22 protein-coding genes, 1 tRNA gene and 1 pseudogene are annotated in these 13,730 nt (G+C 63.0%); all 24 read right to left on the minus strand.

All coding sequences use genetic code 11. The features are described from left to right. Positions 1–587: 587 nt before the first annotated feature. Positions 588–664, minus strand: a tRNA-Met gene (locus H0W38_RS05805). A 44-nt stretch (positions 665–708) separates the two neighbouring features. Beyond that, a complete protein-coding gene (dsbD, locus tag H0W38_RS05810; RefSeq protein ID WP_292452056.1) occupies positions 709–2,592 on the minus strand; it encodes a protein-disulfide reductase DsbD in 1,884 nt (627 codons plus the stop codon). A gap of 276 nt (positions 2,593–2,868) precedes the next feature. Then, positions 2,869–3,267 carry a 50S ribosomal protein L17 gene (rplQ, locus tag H0W38_RS05815; protein ID WP_292452058.1) on the minus strand — a complete coding sequence of 133 codons (399 nt, stop codon included), beginning with the start codon at positions 3,265–3,267 and terminating at the stop codon, positions 2,869–2,871. Between the two features lie 123 nt (positions 3,268–3,390). Further along, entirely contained in the window at positions 3,391–4,395 is a 1,005-nt protein-coding gene (gene rpoA / locus H0W38_RS05820) for a DNA-directed RNA polymerase subunit alpha (RefSeq protein WP_292446713.1), read from the minus strand. 157 nt (positions 4,396–4,552) lie between these two features. Continuing rightward, positions 4,553–5,176, minus strand: coding sequence for a 30S ribosomal protein S4 (gene rpsD, locus H0W38_RS05825; protein ID WP_292452060.1), 624 nt, complete (start codon positions 5,174–5,176; stop codon positions 4,553–4,555). 213 nt (positions 5,177–5,389) lie between these two features. Beyond that, positions 5,390–5,791, minus strand: a complete 402-nt coding sequence (gene rpsK / locus H0W38_RS05830; RefSeq protein WP_011830993.1) for a 30S ribosomal protein S11 — start codon at positions 5,789–5,791, stop codon at positions 5,390–5,392. A gap of 50 nt (positions 5,792–5,841) precedes the next feature. Continuing rightward, a complete protein-coding gene (rpsM, locus tag H0W38_RS05835) occupies positions 5,842–6,207 on the minus strand; it encodes a 30S ribosomal protein S13 (RefSeq protein ID WP_292452061.1) in 366 nt (121 codons plus the stop codon). A gap of 35 nt (positions 6,208–6,242) precedes the next feature. Continuing rightward, on the minus strand, positions 6,243–6,356 hold the full coding sequence (gene rpmJ, locus H0W38_RS05840) for a 50S ribosomal protein L36 (RefSeq protein ID WP_292449535.1): 114 nt from the start codon (positions 6,354–6,356) through the stop codon (positions 6,243–6,245). 58 nt (positions 6,357–6,414) lie between these two features. Beyond that, complete coding sequence (gene infA, locus H0W38_RS05845; protein ID WP_011830996.1) at positions 6,415–6,633, minus strand: translation initiation factor IF-1; 219 nt, start codon at positions 6,631–6,633, stop codon at positions 6,415–6,417. A 25-nt stretch (positions 6,634–6,658) separates the two neighbouring features. Beyond that, complete coding sequence (secY, locus tag H0W38_RS05850; protein ID WP_292452063.1) at positions 6,659–7,969, minus strand: preprotein translocase subunit SecY; 1,311 nt, start codon at positions 7,967–7,969, stop codon at positions 6,659–6,661. Positions 7,970–7,999: 30 nt separating this feature from the next. Next, positions 8,000–8,431 (minus strand): 50S ribosomal protein L15, encoded by a 432-nt coding sequence (gene rplO / locus H0W38_RS05855; protein WP_292452065.1) that lies wholly within the window; start codon positions 8,429–8,431, stop codon positions 8,000–8,002. 24 nt (positions 8,432–8,455) lie between these two features. After that, positions 8,456–8,638: a 50S ribosomal protein L30 gene (gene rpmD, locus H0W38_RS05860; RefSeq protein ID WP_292449320.1), complete on the minus strand. Its 183-nt coding sequence runs from the start codon at positions 8,636–8,638 to the stop codon at positions 8,456–8,458. A 19-nt stretch (positions 8,639–8,657) separates the two neighbouring features. Beyond that, a complete protein-coding gene (gene rpsE, locus H0W38_RS05865; RefSeq protein WP_292449322.1) occupies positions 8,658–9,176 on the minus strand; it encodes a 30S ribosomal protein S5 in 519 nt (172 codons plus the stop codon). Between the two features lie 48 nt (positions 9,177–9,224). Then, positions 9,225–9,590, minus strand: coding sequence for a 50S ribosomal protein L18 (gene rplR / locus H0W38_RS05870; protein WP_292452066.1), 366 nt, complete (start codon positions 9,588–9,590; stop codon positions 9,225–9,227). Positions 9,591–9,601: 11 nt separating this feature from the next. After that, on the minus strand, positions 9,602–10,135 hold the full coding sequence (rplF, locus tag H0W38_RS05875; protein WP_292452067.1) for a 50S ribosomal protein L6: 534 nt from the start codon (positions 10,133–10,135) through the stop codon (positions 9,602–9,604). 18 nt (positions 10,136–10,153) lie between these two features. Further along, positions 10,154–10,549: a 30S ribosomal protein S8 gene (rpsH, locus tag H0W38_RS05880; protein ID WP_292452068.1), complete on the minus strand. Its 396-nt coding sequence runs from the start codon at positions 10,547–10,549 to the stop codon at positions 10,154–10,156. A 30-nt stretch (positions 10,550–10,579) separates the two neighbouring features. Beyond that, on the minus strand, positions 10,580–10,885 hold the full coding sequence (gene rpsN, locus H0W38_RS05885) for a 30S ribosomal protein S14 (RefSeq protein ID WP_292452070.1): 306 nt from the start codon (positions 10,883–10,885) through the stop codon (positions 10,580–10,582). A gap of 9 nt (positions 10,886–10,894) precedes the next feature. Beyond that, positions 10,895–11,482, minus strand: coding sequence for a 50S ribosomal protein L5 (gene rplE, locus H0W38_RS05890; protein ID WP_292452071.1), 588 nt, complete (start codon positions 11,480–11,482; stop codon positions 10,895–10,897). 14 nt (positions 11,483–11,496) lie between these two features. Further along, positions 11,497–11,814, minus strand: coding sequence for a 50S ribosomal protein L24 (gene rplX, locus H0W38_RS05895; protein ID WP_292452072.1), 318 nt, complete (start codon positions 11,812–11,814; stop codon positions 11,497–11,499). Positions 11,815–11,838: 24 nt separating this feature from the next. Beyond that, the gene (gene rplN / locus H0W38_RS05900) at positions 11,839–12,207 is read right to left on the minus strand and encodes a 50S ribosomal protein L14 (RefSeq protein ID WP_292449336.1); all 369 of its coding nucleotides are present in this window, start codon (positions 12,205–12,207) and stop codon (positions 11,839–11,841) included. Positions 12,208–12,476: 269 nt separating this feature from the next. Beyond that, positions 12,477–12,986 carry a peroxiredoxin gene (locus H0W38_RS05905; protein ID WP_292452074.1) on the minus strand — a complete coding sequence of 170 codons (510 nt, stop codon included), beginning with the start codon at positions 12,984–12,986 and terminating at the stop codon, positions 12,477–12,479. Between the two features lie 129 nt (positions 12,987–13,115). Next, a complete protein-coding gene (gene rpsQ, locus H0W38_RS05910; RefSeq protein WP_292452073.1) occupies positions 13,116–13,406 on the minus strand; it encodes a 30S ribosomal protein S17 in 291 nt (96 codons plus the stop codon). Then, positions 13,403–13,603 (minus strand): 50S ribosomal protein L29, encoded by a 201-nt coding sequence (gene rpmC, locus H0W38_RS05915; RefSeq protein WP_292449340.1) that lies wholly within the window; start codon positions 13,601–13,603, stop codon positions 13,403–13,405. Before rpmC ends, rpsQ begins: the two co-directional genes overlap by 4 nt. 19 nt (positions 13,604–13,622) lie before the next feature. Next, positions 13,623–13,730, minus strand: a pseudogene (gene rplP, locus H0W38_RS05920) (50S ribosomal protein L16); the annotation flags it as partial.

The raw sequence follows: 13,730 nt of genomic DNA on the forward strand, positions 1-13,730 counted from the left end.
GGGTGCCTTCCTGAGCAAAAAGCTCGGAAGGTAGGCCCCTGGGAAATCAAAAGCTTCGAGACGCCTTCGGCGCTGGCACTGGCCGGTATATGCCGACTCCGCACTGGCCGGTATATGCCGACTCCGCACTGGCCGGCAGATGCCGACTCCGCCACCTGCCAGACCAGACCTCAGGTGGCCTGATTACGCCGACTCCGAAGTGGCCGGATTACGCCGGTCGCTGACACCATCAACGCGTTTTCACACAGCCTCAGTCTTAAGCAGGCGCTCGGCTGTCGAGGTTGACGGGCTTCGCCTGGCTGAGTGCGGACGCCTAAATAACCGTCGCCGGAGCGTCGATTCGTGCAACCTCGCCTTCGCCACTGTCGATCTAATACTGACCAACCAGCTGCGTTGGAGATAGAGACAGCCGAACGTATTGGCGTCAGTGACGGGGCACGTGCGAGCCAGATGCACCAATGGTCAGCGAGCGCACGAAGGATGCTTGCTTGGGCACCAGCTGGGCTCAGCATGGGCACAGAATGGGCACAAATGCAAAACGCCCACTCGAAGTGGGCGTTTGCTAGCGGCCGAAGCCCTGTGTTCTTTGGTTGCGGGGACAGGATTTGAACCTGCGACCTTTGGGTTATGAGCCCAACGAGCTACCAGACTGCTCCACCCCGCGACTGAAGAAGTGAGTGTAGCACCCGCGTGCAGTGTTGGACGCCTTCAAAGGCCCGCAGCTTGAAGGCTTTGCGCAAATCGGCTTGCGTTCTGATAGCCGATGACGCGAGTTGCGAGTTCCTGACCGTCGACGTCGAAGAAAACGATGCCGGGCGGGCCGAACAAGCCGAAGCGCTTGAGCAGCGCCCGGTCCTCCTCGCTGTTGCGCGTGACATCGGCCTGCAGCAGCAAGGCCTTGTCGAGCCGTGCCCGCACGCCCGCGTCAGTGAACGTGAAACGCTCCATTTCCTTACAGCTCACGCACCAGTCCGCATAAAAATCAAGCATCACCGGCCTGCGTGTACTGCGAAGGACGGCGTCGAGTTCCTCAACGGAGGAGACCCGCGTGAAGCGCACGCCGCCCGCCGAGTGCGTCACCGTCGCGCCGGAGGGGTCCACCGTGGCCGACGGAAACGCAGTCGGCCCCCGCACGAACGGCTCCAGAGGCTGAAGCGGGTCGTGCGCTCCTGCGCTCGCACCGACGATTTGGACGGCGCCGGCAATTGCGAGCGCCAGGCCGCCGGCCTTGCCCAGCCGCGACGGGGCACCGGCTGCTTGCGGCAGGCGGTCGAAAGCGCCGAGCAAAGCCGCGGCACCAAGCAGCAGCACACCCCAACCTGCAACCACCAATGCAGCCGGCAGTACCGGGGCCACCGTCCACCAGGCCACGCCCAGCAACAAAAGGCCGAAGCAGCGCTTGACGGTGTCCATCCAGGGCCCGGCCCCAGGCAGCAGTGCGCCCGCTGAGGCGCCCAGCAGCAGCAAGGGCACGCTCATGCCCGCTGCAAGCGAGAACAAGGCCGTTGCACCCAGCACCACGTCCCGAGTCTGGCTGATGTAGACCAAGGCGCCGGCCAGCGGAGCCGCCACACACGGGCTAACGATCAGCGCGGAGAGCCCCCCCATCAGGAACACGCCGGCTAGCTGACCACCTTGCAAGCGGCTGGAGGCGGTGGTGAGCCGCTCACGCAGGGGCGCCGGCAACTGCAGCTGGTAAACGTCGAACATCGACAGCGCCAGGACGCTCAGCAACACCGCGAAGCTGCCCAGCACCCACGGGTTCTGTAGCGCAGCCGCCAGCCCTTCGCCAGCCAAGCCGGCAGCCACGCCGAGCAGGGTGTAAACCAGCGCCATGCCCAGCGAATAGGCCAGGGCGAGCACGAAGCCCCGCCCTCGCGCACCCTGCCGGCTGCCCTGCCCGACGATGATGGAAGAAAGAATGGGCAGCATCGGCAGAACGCAAGGCGTCAATGACAGCAGCAGCCCGGCGACGAAGAACACGCCGACGATGATCCAGAAGCTGCCGCCACGCAGCGCCGCGTCGATGCCGGCTTCGCCGCTGCCGAAAGTCGTTGGGGGGGCCGCCGCCAAGCCGCTGCCGCGGTTCGCGGTCAGCGCACCGGCAACGTCGCCGCGGGCGCGCTCCGACAACACCTGCACGCTGCCGTTGCCGCCGAAGCCGGCGAGTTGCACCTGCACGACGCTTTGCATCGGCGGATAGCACAAGCCTTGGTCGGCGCATCCCTGACTGGTGACCCGCAGAGTGAAGGCCGCCGGCGCTGCACTAACCGGCAGGCGGATGGTGAGACGGCCACGATGACTTTCGACATCCTTTTCGAAGGTCTCGTCGTACATGATCTTTCCCGACGGGATTTGCGCCTCGCCCAGCATGACCGCTTCGTCGTCGGCCTTGAAAGCAAACTGCTCGCGGTAGAGGTAGTAGCCGTCGGCGACGGTGAAGCCGATTTCGACGGTGCGTGCATCGAGCGCGCGGGCTTCGAAGCGGAAGGCCTCCTCAGGCGGCAAGAAGTCTTCGGCCGCGGCGGCAAGGCCGGGAGCGCATAGCAGCAGCGCAAGCACCAGACGCAGCAGCGGAGAAATCAAGGACATCGGAAGATCCATTCAACCGCTAAGGCAGCGGCGCCTGTCGTGCGAACCCGACGGGTCTGACTGCCGCGATGGCGCCAGTGTTCCGCGAACTTTTTGCGGCAGCAAACCGACTTGACGTCAGCGTGGGGAGGTTCTTGCGCAACTGACGGGGGCGTCATGCAAAAGGCCGGCTGACGCCGGCCTTTATCGCTCCTCGCCTTGAGCGGGCTCCGAGTCCAGCCCATGCTCATCAGGGAACTGACTCGCAAGCTGAGCAAGCGGACCGCTCCGCCGACTTTACTCGGCGCTGTCGTCAGCCGCTGCTGCAGCAGCAGGCTCGGGCCGGTCGACCAGTTCGACGAAGGCCATGGGTGCGTTGTCGCCGACCCGAAACCCCATCTTGAGGATGCGCGTATAGCCGCCCGGGCGCGCCTGATAGCGGGGGCCCAGTTCGCCGAACAGCTTGGTGACGACGTCGCGATCACGGGTGCGGTTGAACGCCAAGCGGCGGTTCGCCAGCGTGGCCTCCTTGGCAAGCGTGATCAGCGGCTCGACCACGCGGCGCAGCTCCTTCGCCTTCGGCACCGTGGTCTTGATGGCCTCGTGCGTGATGAGCGAGTTGGCCATGTTGCGCAGCATCGCGAGGCGGTGCTCGGAAGTGCGGTTGAGTTTGCGGAGTCCGTGACGGTGACGCATGGTGCTTTCCTTTCTTGACTTGCTGATTGCCGCCAGCCGGATCAGGTACTGGCGGGTGCACCGACGGGTTGCCGAAGGCAAACCATCCGATAACGGCGCTTCGCGCCGTCTTTCCTGTTGACCTTATCGCTTGTCCAGACCCTGCGGGGGCCAGTTCTCCAGCCGTGCGCCGAGGGTCAGGCCGCGCGAGGCCAGCACTTCCTTGATCTCGTTGAGCGACTTGCGGCCCAGGTTCGGTGTCTTGAGCAACTCGGTCTCGGTGCGCTGAATCAGGTCGCCGATGTAATAGATGTTCTCGGCCTTCAGGCAATTGGCCGAGCGCACGGTGAGCTCGAGCTCGTCGACCGGGCGCAGAAGAATCGGATCGAACTGCGAGCTGCGCGGCGTGCCAGGCGCATCGAGAATGCCGCTGATTTCAGAACCTTCGAGCTGCGCGAACACCGCGAGCTGCTCGACCAGGATCTTGGCCGAGGCGCGGATCGCTTCCTCAGGCGTGATGGCGCCGTTGGTCTCGATCTCCATGACCAGCTTGTCGAGGTCGGTGCGCTGCTCGACGCGGGCGCTTTCGACCGTGTAGCTGACGCGGCGCACCGGCGAAAACGACGCGTCGAGCACGATGCGGCCGATCGCCTTGGTCGGCTCGTCGCCGAAGCGGCGCATCGTGCCGGGCACGTAGCCACGGCCCTTCTCGACCTTGATCTGCATGTCGAGCTTGCCGCCCTGCGACAAGTGAGCGATCACATGCTCCGGGTTGATGATCTCCACATCATGCGGCGTCTGGATGTCGCCGGCCACGACCGGGCCTTCGCCTTCCTTGCGCAGCACCAGGGTGACCTCGTCGCGGTTGTGCAGGCGGAACACCACGCCCTTGAGGTTCAGCATGGCGTGGACCACGTCTTCCTGCACGCCGTCGATAGCGGAATACTCGTGCAGCACGCCGGCAATCGTCACTTCGGTTGGCGCATAGCCGACCATTGAAGACAACAACACGCGGCGCAGCGCATTGCCCAAGGTGTGACCGTAGCCACGCTCGAAAGGCTCGAGCGTGACCTTGGCGCGGTGAGCGCCCTTCGCTGCACTCAGCGGCTCGACATTGATGGCTTTGGGCTTGAGTAGATTGGTTTGCATCAGGTCTTCCTGTCAATACCCTCGGCTCGTTACACCGATAAGGCTGATGGAGCACCGGACGCAATCTGCCTTAACGGCGAACTGCGCCCGGACCGGTAAAACAAAGGCACGGTGCCGGCCACGGGCGCTCGGCCCGCAGCGGCACCGCGCGGCAGACTCAGCGCGAGTAGAGCTCGACGATGAGCGACTCGTTGATGTCCGAGCCGAACTCGTCGCGGTCGGGCGACTTCTTGAAAATGCCTTCGAGCTTGGCGGCGTCAACGCTCACCCAGGCCGGCATGCCGATCGATTCGGCCAGCTTCACCGCGTCGGTCACGCGCAACTGCGTCTTTGATTTCTCGCGCACCGCCACCACATCTCCGGCCTTGACCAGATACGACGGAATATTCACGGACTGACCGTTCACGGTAATGCCTTTGTGTCCGACCAGCTGCCGAGCTTCGGCACGGGTCGAACCGAAGCCCATGCGGTACACCACGTTGTCCAGGCGCGATTCGAGCAGCAGCAGCAGGTTCGCCCCGGTGTTGCCCCGGCGCCGTTCGGCCTCGGCAAAGTAACGGCGAAACTGCCGCTCGAGCACGCCATACATGCGCTTGACCTTCTGCTTCTCCCGCAGTTGCAGGCCGAAGTCGGAGGTGCGCGAACCCGAGGTGCGGCCATGCTGACCGGGTTTGGACTCGAACTTGGACTTGTCGCTGATTGCGCGGCGCGCGCTTTTCAGAAAAAGGTCGGTGCCTTCACGGCGGGAGAGCTTGGCCTTGGGGCCGAGATAACGTGCCACGTTGCTTCCTTGATCGTCTGACGTGGGACCGAACGGGATCGGATCTCACGCGAGTCTGGCCGGTGTCGTACGGATCGCCAGAAGGCGACAACCAGACGGTGGGCTTGAAAACGAAACCTTGCGGCTTCAACGAAAACCGCCGACGGCACCGAAAGTGCCCGCCGGCGAATGCCAGAACCTGCAGTCGGGTGCAGTGCACCCGACCCGGCCAACTCAAATGCGCCGGCGCTTCTGCGGGCGACAGCCGTTGTGCGGGACCGGCGTGACGTCGGAGATCGAAACGATACGGATGCCCAGCGCGGCCAGCGCGCGCACCGACGATTCGCGCCCGGGGCCCGGGCCCTTGATCTCGACTTCGAGGTTTTTGATGCCTTGGTCCTGCGCGGCGCGGCCGGCCACTTCGGCAGCCACCTGAGCGGCGAACGGCGTCGATTTGCGCGAACCTTTGAACCCTTGGCCGCCACTCGACGCCCAGGCGAGCGCATTGCCTTGACGGTCCGTGATCGTGATGATGGTGTTGTTAAAGGACGCGTGGACGTGCGCGACGCCGTCCGAAACGTTCTTGCGGACCTTCTTGCGCACGCGCTGCGCAGCGGTATTGGGTGCTTTGGCCATGCTTGACTCTCTTTGATCTGCGGGCGGTTCGGCAAAAAGCCAGGCTTTACTTACTTCTTCAGCGAGGCAGCCGACTTGCGCGGGCCCTTGCGGGTGCGGGCATTGGTGCGGGTGCGCTGACCGCGCATCGGCAGGCCGCGACGGTGGCGAATGCCACGGTAGCAGCCGAGATCCATCAGGCGCTTGATGTTGATCGTGGTCTCACGACGCAGATCGCCCTCGATGTTCAGGCGGCCCACTGCCTCGCGGATCTTTTCGAGATCGGTGTCGGTGAGATCCTTGATCTTCTTGGTGCGCTCGATGCTGCAGTTGTCGCAAATCTTTTGCGCCGTCGTACGGCCGATGCCGTAGATCGCGGTCAAACCGATCTCTGCGTGCTTTTGCGGCGGGATGTTGATGCCTGCGATACGTGCCATGTTCTTCCTCTATCTGCTTTAGCGAAGGCCGATTCTCAGCCTTGTCGCTGCTTGTGACGCGGATCGGTGCAGATCACGCGCACCACACCTTTGCGACGAATGACCTTGCAATGGCGGCACATCGTCTTCACGGATGCGGCTACTTTCATGATCTTCTCCTTGACCTATTGCGCTGTTGTCTTGCGGGGTTCATTGCGTGCGGCCGTCTCACTTCGCCCGAAAGACTATGCGGGCCCGACTCAGATCGTAGGGCGTGAGTTCCACCGTCACCTTGTCGCCGGGCAGGATGCGGATGTAGTGCATGCGCATCTTTCCCGAAATGTGACCGAGCACCACGTGCCCGTTCTCCAGCTTCACGCGGAAGGTCGCATTGGGCAAGTTCTCAAGGATCTCGCCCTGCATCTGGATAACGTCATCTTTCGACATGTGTTTAGCGGCTACCGTTCATCATTCAAGTTGCTTTGAAACTGGCTTTTTTCAGCAGCGATTCGTACTGCTGGGACATCACGTAGGACTGCACCTGCGCCCAGAAGTCCATCGTCACGACGACGATGATCAGGAGCGAGGTGCCGCCGAAATAAAACGGCACGTTGTACTTCAGCACCAGGAACTCGGGCAGCAGGCACACCGCGGTGATGTAGATCGCGCCACCCAAGGTCAACCGACCGAGGATGCGATCAATGTGCCTGGCCGTCTGCTCGCCCGGTCGAATGCCTGGAATGAATGCACCGCTTTTCTTCAGGTTGTCCGCGGTTTCGCGGCTGTTGAAGACGAGCGCCGTGTAGAAGAAGCAGAAGAAGATGATTGCCGCAGCATAGAGCATCACGTAGATCGGCTGCCCGGGCGAGAGCAGTGCGGCCAAGTCCTGCAGCCAGCGCATGCCGTCGCCCGTGGCGAACCAGCTCACCACCGTGGCCGGCAGCAGGATGATCGACGAGGCGAAGATCGGCGGGATCACGCCCGACATGTTGATCTTCAGCGGCAGGTGCGAAGACTGCCCGCCATAGACCCGGTTGCCCACCTGTCGCTTGGCGTAATTGACCAGGATCTTTCGCTGGCCGCGCTCTACGAACACGACCACGTAAGTCACGCCGACAACGAGCGCCAGGATGAAGATCGAAACGATGATGCTCATCGCGCCGGTACGCACGAGCTCGAAGAGACCGCCCATCGCGCTCGGCAACCCTGCCGCGATGCCGGCGAAGATGAGAATGGAAATGCCGTTGCCCAGGCCGCGCTCGGTGATCTGCTCGCCCAGCCACATCAGGAACATCGTGCCGGCGACCAGGCTGACCACCGCTGTCACGCGAAAGCCCAGGCCCGGATCGATCACCAGTCCGGCCGAACCCTCGAGCGCGATGGCGATGCCCAGCGACTGGAAGATCGCCAGACCGAGCGTGCCGTAGCGCGTGTACTGGGTAATCTTGCGACGGCCCGACTCGCCTTCCTTCTTGAGCGCCTCGAAGGTCGGCACCACGTAGGTCATCAACTGCATGATGATCGACGCGGAGATGTAGGGCATGATCCCCAGCGCGAACACGGTGAAGCGCGACAGCGCCCCGCCCGAGAACATGTTGAACAGGCTCAGGATGCCACCCTGCTGGCCCTGAAAAAGCTGCTGTAGCTGCTCCGGGTTGATGCCGGGCACGGGAATGTGCGCCCCCAAGCGGTACACCACGAGCGCCAGCAGCAAGAAGACCAGCCGGCGACGTAGGTCGCCGAACTTGCCGCACTTGGCCAGTTGATTCGCGTTCGTTGCCACGCTCTTATCGATTCGCCAGTTGAATCGGCATCACGAAAGCGAGCCGCCCGCAGCCTCGATTGCCGCCTTGGCGCCCGCAGTCGCGCCCACGCCTTTGAGCGTGACGGCCTTGCTGAGTTCGCCCGAGCTGATGACCTTGACGACCTTGGCTCTTTCCGCGACTAGGCCGGCCTGCTTGAGCGTCAGCATGTCCACCTCGGCCACGGCCAGCGCCTCCAGGTCGGCCAGCGTGATCTCGGCGTTGTACTTGAGCGTCAGCGACTTGAAGCCGCGCTTGGGCAGGCGGCGCTGCAGCGGCATCTGGCCGCCTTCGAAGCCGACCTTATGGTAGCCGCCGGCACGCGACTTCTGCCCCTTGTGACCGCGACCCGCGGTCTTGCCCAGGCCCGAGCCGATGCCGCGACCGACACGGCGCTTGGCATGCTTTGCGCCCGAGCCGGGCTTGATCGTGTTGAGTTCCATTGTCTTCTCCGAGATCAACCGCGGTCAGAGCACCTGAACCAGGTAAGCCACCTTGTTGATCATTCCGCGCACGGCGGGTGTGTCTTCGAGCACTCGCTCGCTGCCGATCGCGCGCAGGCCGAGCCCGCGCACCGTGGCGCGGTGCGATTCCTGGGTGCCGATAGGGCTGCGCACGAGCTTGACCTTGAGCGTCGTCTTGTCCGTCATGATGATTCCCCGGCGCGTCTCAATTGAAGATCTCTTCGACCGACTTGCCGCGCTTGGCTGCGATTTCCATAGGCGTGGTCGAGCGTGACAGCGCGTCGAACGTCGCACGCACCATGTTGTATGGGTTGGAAGTGCCCAGGCTCTTGGCGACGATGTCGGTCACGCCCATCACCTCGAACACCGCGCGCATCGGACCGCCGGCAATGATGCCGTCACCCGCCTTCGCCGGCGCCAGCAGCACCTTGGCAGCGCCGTGCTCACCGGTCACGTTGTGGTGGACGGTGCCGTTCTTCAGGTTGACCTTGATCATGTTGCGGCGCGCCGCATCCATGGCCTTGGTCACGGCCACCGGCACCTCGCGAGCCTTGCCTTTGCCCATGCCGACCCGGCCATCGCCGTCACCGACGACGGTTAGCGCAGCGAAGCCCATGATCCGGCCACCCTTGACCACCTTGGTCACGCGGTTCACCTGAATCATCTTTTCCTTCAGGCCGTCGTCGCGGCCTTCGTCGGAAATGCGGGGTTGAAACTTTGCCATGTCAGATTCCTAGGGTGTGCGGTGCTTTTCGTCCGAGCTCACGCGAACTCAGAACTGCAGGCCGGCTTCGCGAGCCGCCTCGGCGAGCGCCTTGACGCGGCCGTGGTAGGCGAAGCCGGAGCGGTCGAACGCCACCTTCTCGATACCGGCGGCCCTGGCCCGTTCTGCGATGCGCTTGCCGATCAGTGCAGCGGCTTCGGTATTGGCGCCCTTGCCCGCAGCACCGAGCTGCGTGCGCATTTCTTTCTCCACGGTCGAGGCGCTCGCAAGCACCTTGGCGCCGCAGTCGGAAACGACGCTGGCGTAGATGTGCGTGTTGGAGCGGAACACCATGAGGCGCGCCACGTTCTGCAGCGCAATTCGCGCCCGCGTCTGGCGAGAGCGGCGAAGGCGCTGATCTTTGCGGTTCAACATCGTGCTGCTCCTTACTTCTTCTTGGTCTCTTTGATCGTGATCTTTTCATCCGCATAGCGGATGCCCTTGCCCTTGTAAGGCTCGGGAGGACGGATTGCGCGCACCTCGGCAGCGATCTGACCGACCACCTGACGGTCCGAACCCTTGATCAGGATCTCGGTCTGCGTCGGGCACTCGACCTTGATACCCTCGGGCATATCCTTGACCACCGGATGCGAGAACCCGATCTGCAGATTAAGCTTGGCGCCCTGGGCCTGGGCGCGATAGCCCACTCCCACGAGCGTCAGCTTCTTTTGGAAACCGGTGCTCACGCCATTGACCATGTTGGCCACCAACGCGCGCATCGTTCCCGACATCGCGTTCGCCGCCGGCGACTCGTCGATCGGCGTGAAGCTCAGCGAGCCGCCATCGTTCTTGACCGTGACCAGCCGGTTTCCGGCACGCACGAGCGTGCCCAGTGCGCCCTTGACGCTGATCTGTTCGGCCGTGAGCGATACGTCCACGCCCTTGGGCACGACGATCGGCATTTTTCCTACGCGAGACATTCTTTCAGCTCCTTCGCGTCAGGCGACGTAGCACAGGACTTCGCCGCCGATACCGGCAGCGCGCGCCTTGCGGTCCGTCATCACACCCTGAGGCGTGGTGACGATCGCCACGCCGAGACCATTCATGACCTTTGGAATCTCGTGGCAGCCCTTGTAGACACGAAGGCCGGGACGGCTGACGCGCTCGATGCGTTCGATCACCGGACGGCCAGCGTAGTACTTCAGCCCGATCTCGAGTTGGGGCTTAAAGCCCTCGCTCTTGACGGCGAAGCTATCGATATAGCCTTCATCCTGCAAAACTTGCGCAATCGCCAGCTTCAGCTTCGACGACGGCATCACGACAACAGCCTTCTCCACCATCTGCGCGTTGCGGATGCGGGTCAGCATGTCGGCGATGGGATCACTCATGCTCATAAGTTATCTCCTGTACGTTCGCGTGCCGGCTTACCAGCTGGCCTTGACGACACCGGGGATGTCGCCCTTGAACGCCAGTTCCCGAATCTTGTTGCGCCCCAGACCGAAGGTGCGGAAAGTGCCGCGCGGGCGGCCGGTCAGGCCGCAACGGTTGCGCAGGCGGCTCGGGTAAGCATTGCGCGGCAGCCGCTGCAATTGCAGGCGCGCGGCGTAACGCTCTTCCTCGGTCTTGCCGAAATCGTTGATGATCGCCTTGAGTTCCGCGTACTTTTTTGCGTACTTGGCGACCAGCTCTTCCCGCTTGAGTTCACGCTGCTTGATCGAAGTCTTTGCCACGGCCAATCCTCAGTTCTTGAACGGAAACTTGAATGCGGCGAGCAGCGCCTTGCATTCGTCGTCGGACTTTGCCGTCGTCGTGAAGCTGATGTTCAGTCCGCGCAGCACGTCGATCTTGTCGTACTCGATCTCGGGAAAGATGATCTGTTCCTTGACGCCGACGTTGTAGTTGCCGCGGCCGTCGAAGGCCCGGCCGGAGATGCCGCGGAAATCGCGCACCCGCGGCAGCGCAACGGTCACGAAACGGTCGAGGAATTCGTACATGCGCACGCCGCGCAGGGTGACCATGCAGCCGATGGGCACGTTGTCGCGAATCTTGAAGCCGGCGATGGCCTTCTTCGACTTGGTAATGACAGGCTTCTGGCCAGAGATCTTAGACAAGTCGCTGACCGCGTGGTCCATCACTTTCTTGTCCGACACCGCCTCGCTCACGCCCATGTTGAGCGTGATCTTGCTCAGGCGCGGCACCTGCATCACCGACTTATAGCCGAACTTTTCCACCAGTTCGGGCGCGATTTTTTCGCGATAGAACTGCTGAAGGCGCGCCGGCTGGGCCGAGCGCTGCTGCGTCTGTTGTTGAGCCTGCTGTTTAGCCATCTCTTACCTCGGCCTCAGGCCTTGATCTGTTCGCCGCTGGACTTGAAGACACGCACTTTCTTGCCGTCGTCCAGGAGCTTGATGCCCACGCGGTCGGCCTTGCCGCTCACGGGGTTGTAGATCGCCACGTTCGACTGGTGGATCGGCATGGTTTTATCCACGATGCCGCCGGTCGAGCCCTTGAGCGGATTCGGCTTGACGTGCTTCTTGACCATGTTGATGCCATCGACCAACAGGTGGTCGGCATCGACACGGGAAGCCACGGAGCCCCGCTTGCCTTTGTCGCGACCGGTCAGCACGATGACCTGGTCGCCTTTGCGAATCTTGTTCATGCTCAGTATTCCTTGGCGCTCGGCTCAGAGGACCTCGGGGGCCAGCGAAACGATCTTCATGAAACGCTCGGTGCGCAGTTCGCGCGTGACCGGGCCGAAGATGCGGGTGCCGATCGGCTCGAGCTTGGCGTTGAGCAGGACGGCGGCATTGCCGTCGAACTTGACCAGCGAGCCGTCTTGGCGACGCACGCCCTTGGCGGTGCGAACCACCACGGCGCTATAGATCTCGCCTTTCTTCACGCGCCCCCGCGGCGCAGCTTCCTTGACGGTGACCTTGATCACGTCGCCGATGCCCGCATAGCGCCGCTTGGAGCCGCCCAGCACCTTGATGCACATGACGCTTTTAGCGCCTGTGTTGTCCGCGACGTCGAGCCGCGACTGCATTTGAATCATGTTCCGTCCCCAACTTGTCCCGCTTGCTGCCCACCGTGGGCCGCTGCGAGCAGTCTTGGGCCCGTCATTTGACGCGTTGCGCTCAAGTCCCGAAGGGCTTGCCACACTCGCGCCATCTGCTTAGGGCGAGACCGAGACCACCTTGAGCGATCCGGCTCCTCAAGCAAATGAGGCCCGGCAGTCCCGCAGGCAGCACTTCGGCGAAGCCGCAAAGTATCCGTGAAAGCGCAGCATCTGTCAACAGATCGACAGCACTGAATTCGTTGGGCTCAAAGGCTGCGGGCTTGCGCGAGCAGCGTCTCCGCGTCGCTGACTTCAAACTTGCCCGGCGCTTCGACATTGAGCGTCTTGACAACGCCGTCCACCACGAGCATCGAGTAGCGCTGCGAGCGCAGACCCATCCCCCGCGCGCCCAGATCCAGGGTGAGGCCGGTCGCACGAGTGAACTCCGCGCTGCCGTCGGCCATCATGCGCAGCTTGCCGTCGGTCTTCTGATCGCGTCCCCACGCTCCCATCACGAACGGGTCATTGACGGCCACGCACCAGATCTCGTCGATGCCGGCAGCCCGCAAATTCTCCGCATGCTTCAGGTAGCCGGGCACATGCTGCGCCGAGCAGGTCGGTGTGAAGGCACCCGGCAGAGCGAACACCGCTACCTTCTTGCTGGCGGCGAGCTTGTCGATCTCGAAACTGTTCGGACCGAGTGAGCAGCCATTGCCTTCGACCTCGATAAACTCGTAAAGCTTGCCCGCGGGCAGCTTGTCGCCGACTTTCAACATCATGTCTCTCCAAGGGTTTGCTGGGAGCGCAGCCATGCCGCGCCGAAATGAGAAACGACCGGCCGCCAGCATGCCAGCGAACCGGTCGTCGTATCGACGCTCCCGAAAGAGCCCCGACAGCGTTCAGTGTCAGAGCACTCGTGCCTTTTCAAGCGTCCGCGTTACGACCCAGGCCTTGGTCTTGGAGATCGGCCGGCCTTCGGCGATTTCGACCATGTCGCCCATCTTGCACTCGTTGTTCTCGTCGTGCGCGTGGTACTTGCGCGAGCGGGCAATGATCTTGCCGTAAAGCTCGTGTTTGACGCGGCGCTCAACGAGCACCGTGATGGTCTTCATGCGCTTGTCGCTGACGACGCGACCTACCAGGGTGCGCGTGTTCTTCACGACTTGATCTAGCGGTTCTTGAGTTTGAGTCGTCATTGCGACGCTCCCTTCTTCTTCTCGGCCAGGACCGTCTTGGCGCGAGCGATGTCACGACGGGTCTTGCGCAGCGTCGAAGTGTTGGTCAGCTGCTGCGTGCCCTTTTGCATGCGTAGGCCGAAGTGCGCGCGCAGCAGGTCCTTGACCTCCTGCTCGAGCGCAGCAACGTCCTTGGCGCGGAGTTCGGATGCTTTCATGTCTTTCCTTCCGGCCGGCTCAAGCGCCGACCTGACGCGCCACGAAGGTGCACCGCAGCGGCAGCTTGGCAGCTGCGAGGGTGAACGCTTCGCGGGCCAGCGCTTCGGGCACGCCGTTGATCTCGTA

It is taken from the genome of Methylibium sp., assembly GCF_013817365.1.
Classification (GTDB): domain Bacteria; phylum Pseudomonadota; class Gammaproteobacteria; order Burkholderiales; family Burkholderiaceae_C; genus Methylibium.

Bases quoted from the DNA above. Each gene is read 5' to 3' on its own strand.
- H0W38_RS05905 (WP_292452074.1), bottom strand. From the start codon at position 12,986: ATGTTGAAAGTCGGCGACAAGCTGCCCGCGGGCAAGCTTTACGAGTTT.
- dsbD (WP_292452056.1), bottom strand. From the start codon at position 2,592: ATGTCCTTGATTTCTCCGCTGCTGCGTCTGGTGCTTGCGCTGCTGCTA.
- rplN (WP_292449336.1), bottom strand. From the start codon at position 12,207: ATGATTCAAATGCAGTCGCGGCTCGACGTCGCGGACAACACAGGCGCT.
- rpsH (WP_292452068.1), bottom strand. From the start codon at position 10,549: ATGAGCATGAGTGATCCCATCGCCGACATGCTGACCCGCATCCGCAAC.
- rplF (WP_292452067.1), bottom strand. From the start codon at position 10,135: ATGTCTCGCGTAGGAAAAATGCCGATCGTCGTGCCCAAGGGCGTGGAC.
- rplO (WP_292452065.1), bottom strand. From the start codon at position 8,431: ATGGAACTCAACACGATCAAGCCCGGCTCGGGCGCAAAGCATGCCAAG.
- rpmD (WP_292449320.1), bottom strand. From the start codon at position 8,638: ATGACGGACAAGACGACGCTCAAGGTCAAGCTCGTGCGCAGCCCTATC.
- rpsM (WP_292452061.1), bottom strand. From the start codon at position 6,207: ATGGCACGTATCGCAGGCATCAACATCCCGCCGCAAAAGCACGCAGAG.
- rplQ (WP_292452058.1), bottom strand. From the start codon at position 3,267: ATGCGTCACCGTCACGGACTCCGCAAACTCAACCGCACTTCCGAGCAC.
- infA (WP_011830996.1), bottom strand. From the start codon at position 6,633: ATGTCGAAAGATGACGTTATCCAGATGCAGGGCGAGATCCTTGAGAAC.
- rpsE (WP_292449322.1), bottom strand. From the start codon at position 9,176: ATGGCAAAGTTTCAACCCCGCATTTCCGACGAAGGCCGCGACGACGGC.
- rplR (WP_292452066.1), bottom strand. From the start codon at position 9,590: ATGTTGAACCGCAAAGATCAGCGCCTTCGCCGCTCTCGCCAGACGCGG.
- rpoA (WP_292446713.1), bottom strand. From the start codon at position 4,395: ATGCAAACCAATCTACTCAAGCCCAAAGCCATCAATGTCGAGCCGCTG.
- rplE (WP_292452071.1), bottom strand. From the start codon at position 11,482: ATGGCTAAACAGCAGGCTCAACAACAGACGCAGCAGCGCTCGGCCCAG.
- rpmC (WP_292449340.1), bottom strand. From the start codon at position 13,603: ATGAAAGCATCCGAACTCCGCGCCAAGGACGTTGCTGCGCTCGAGCAG.
- rpsQ (WP_292452073.1), bottom strand. From the start codon at position 13,406: ATGACGACTCAAACTCAAGAACCGCTAGATCAAGTCGTGAAGAACACG.
- rpmJ (WP_292449535.1), bottom strand. From the start codon at position 6,356: ATGAAAGTAGCCGCATCCGTGAAGACGATGTGCCGCCATTGCAAGGTC.
- rplX (WP_292452072.1), bottom strand. From the start codon at position 11,814: ATGAACAAGATTCGCAAAGGCGACCAGGTCATCGTGCTGACCGGTCGC.
- rpsK (WP_011830993.1), bottom strand. From the start codon at position 5,791: ATGGCCAAAGCACCCAATACCGCTGCGCAGCGCGTGCGCAAGAAGGTC.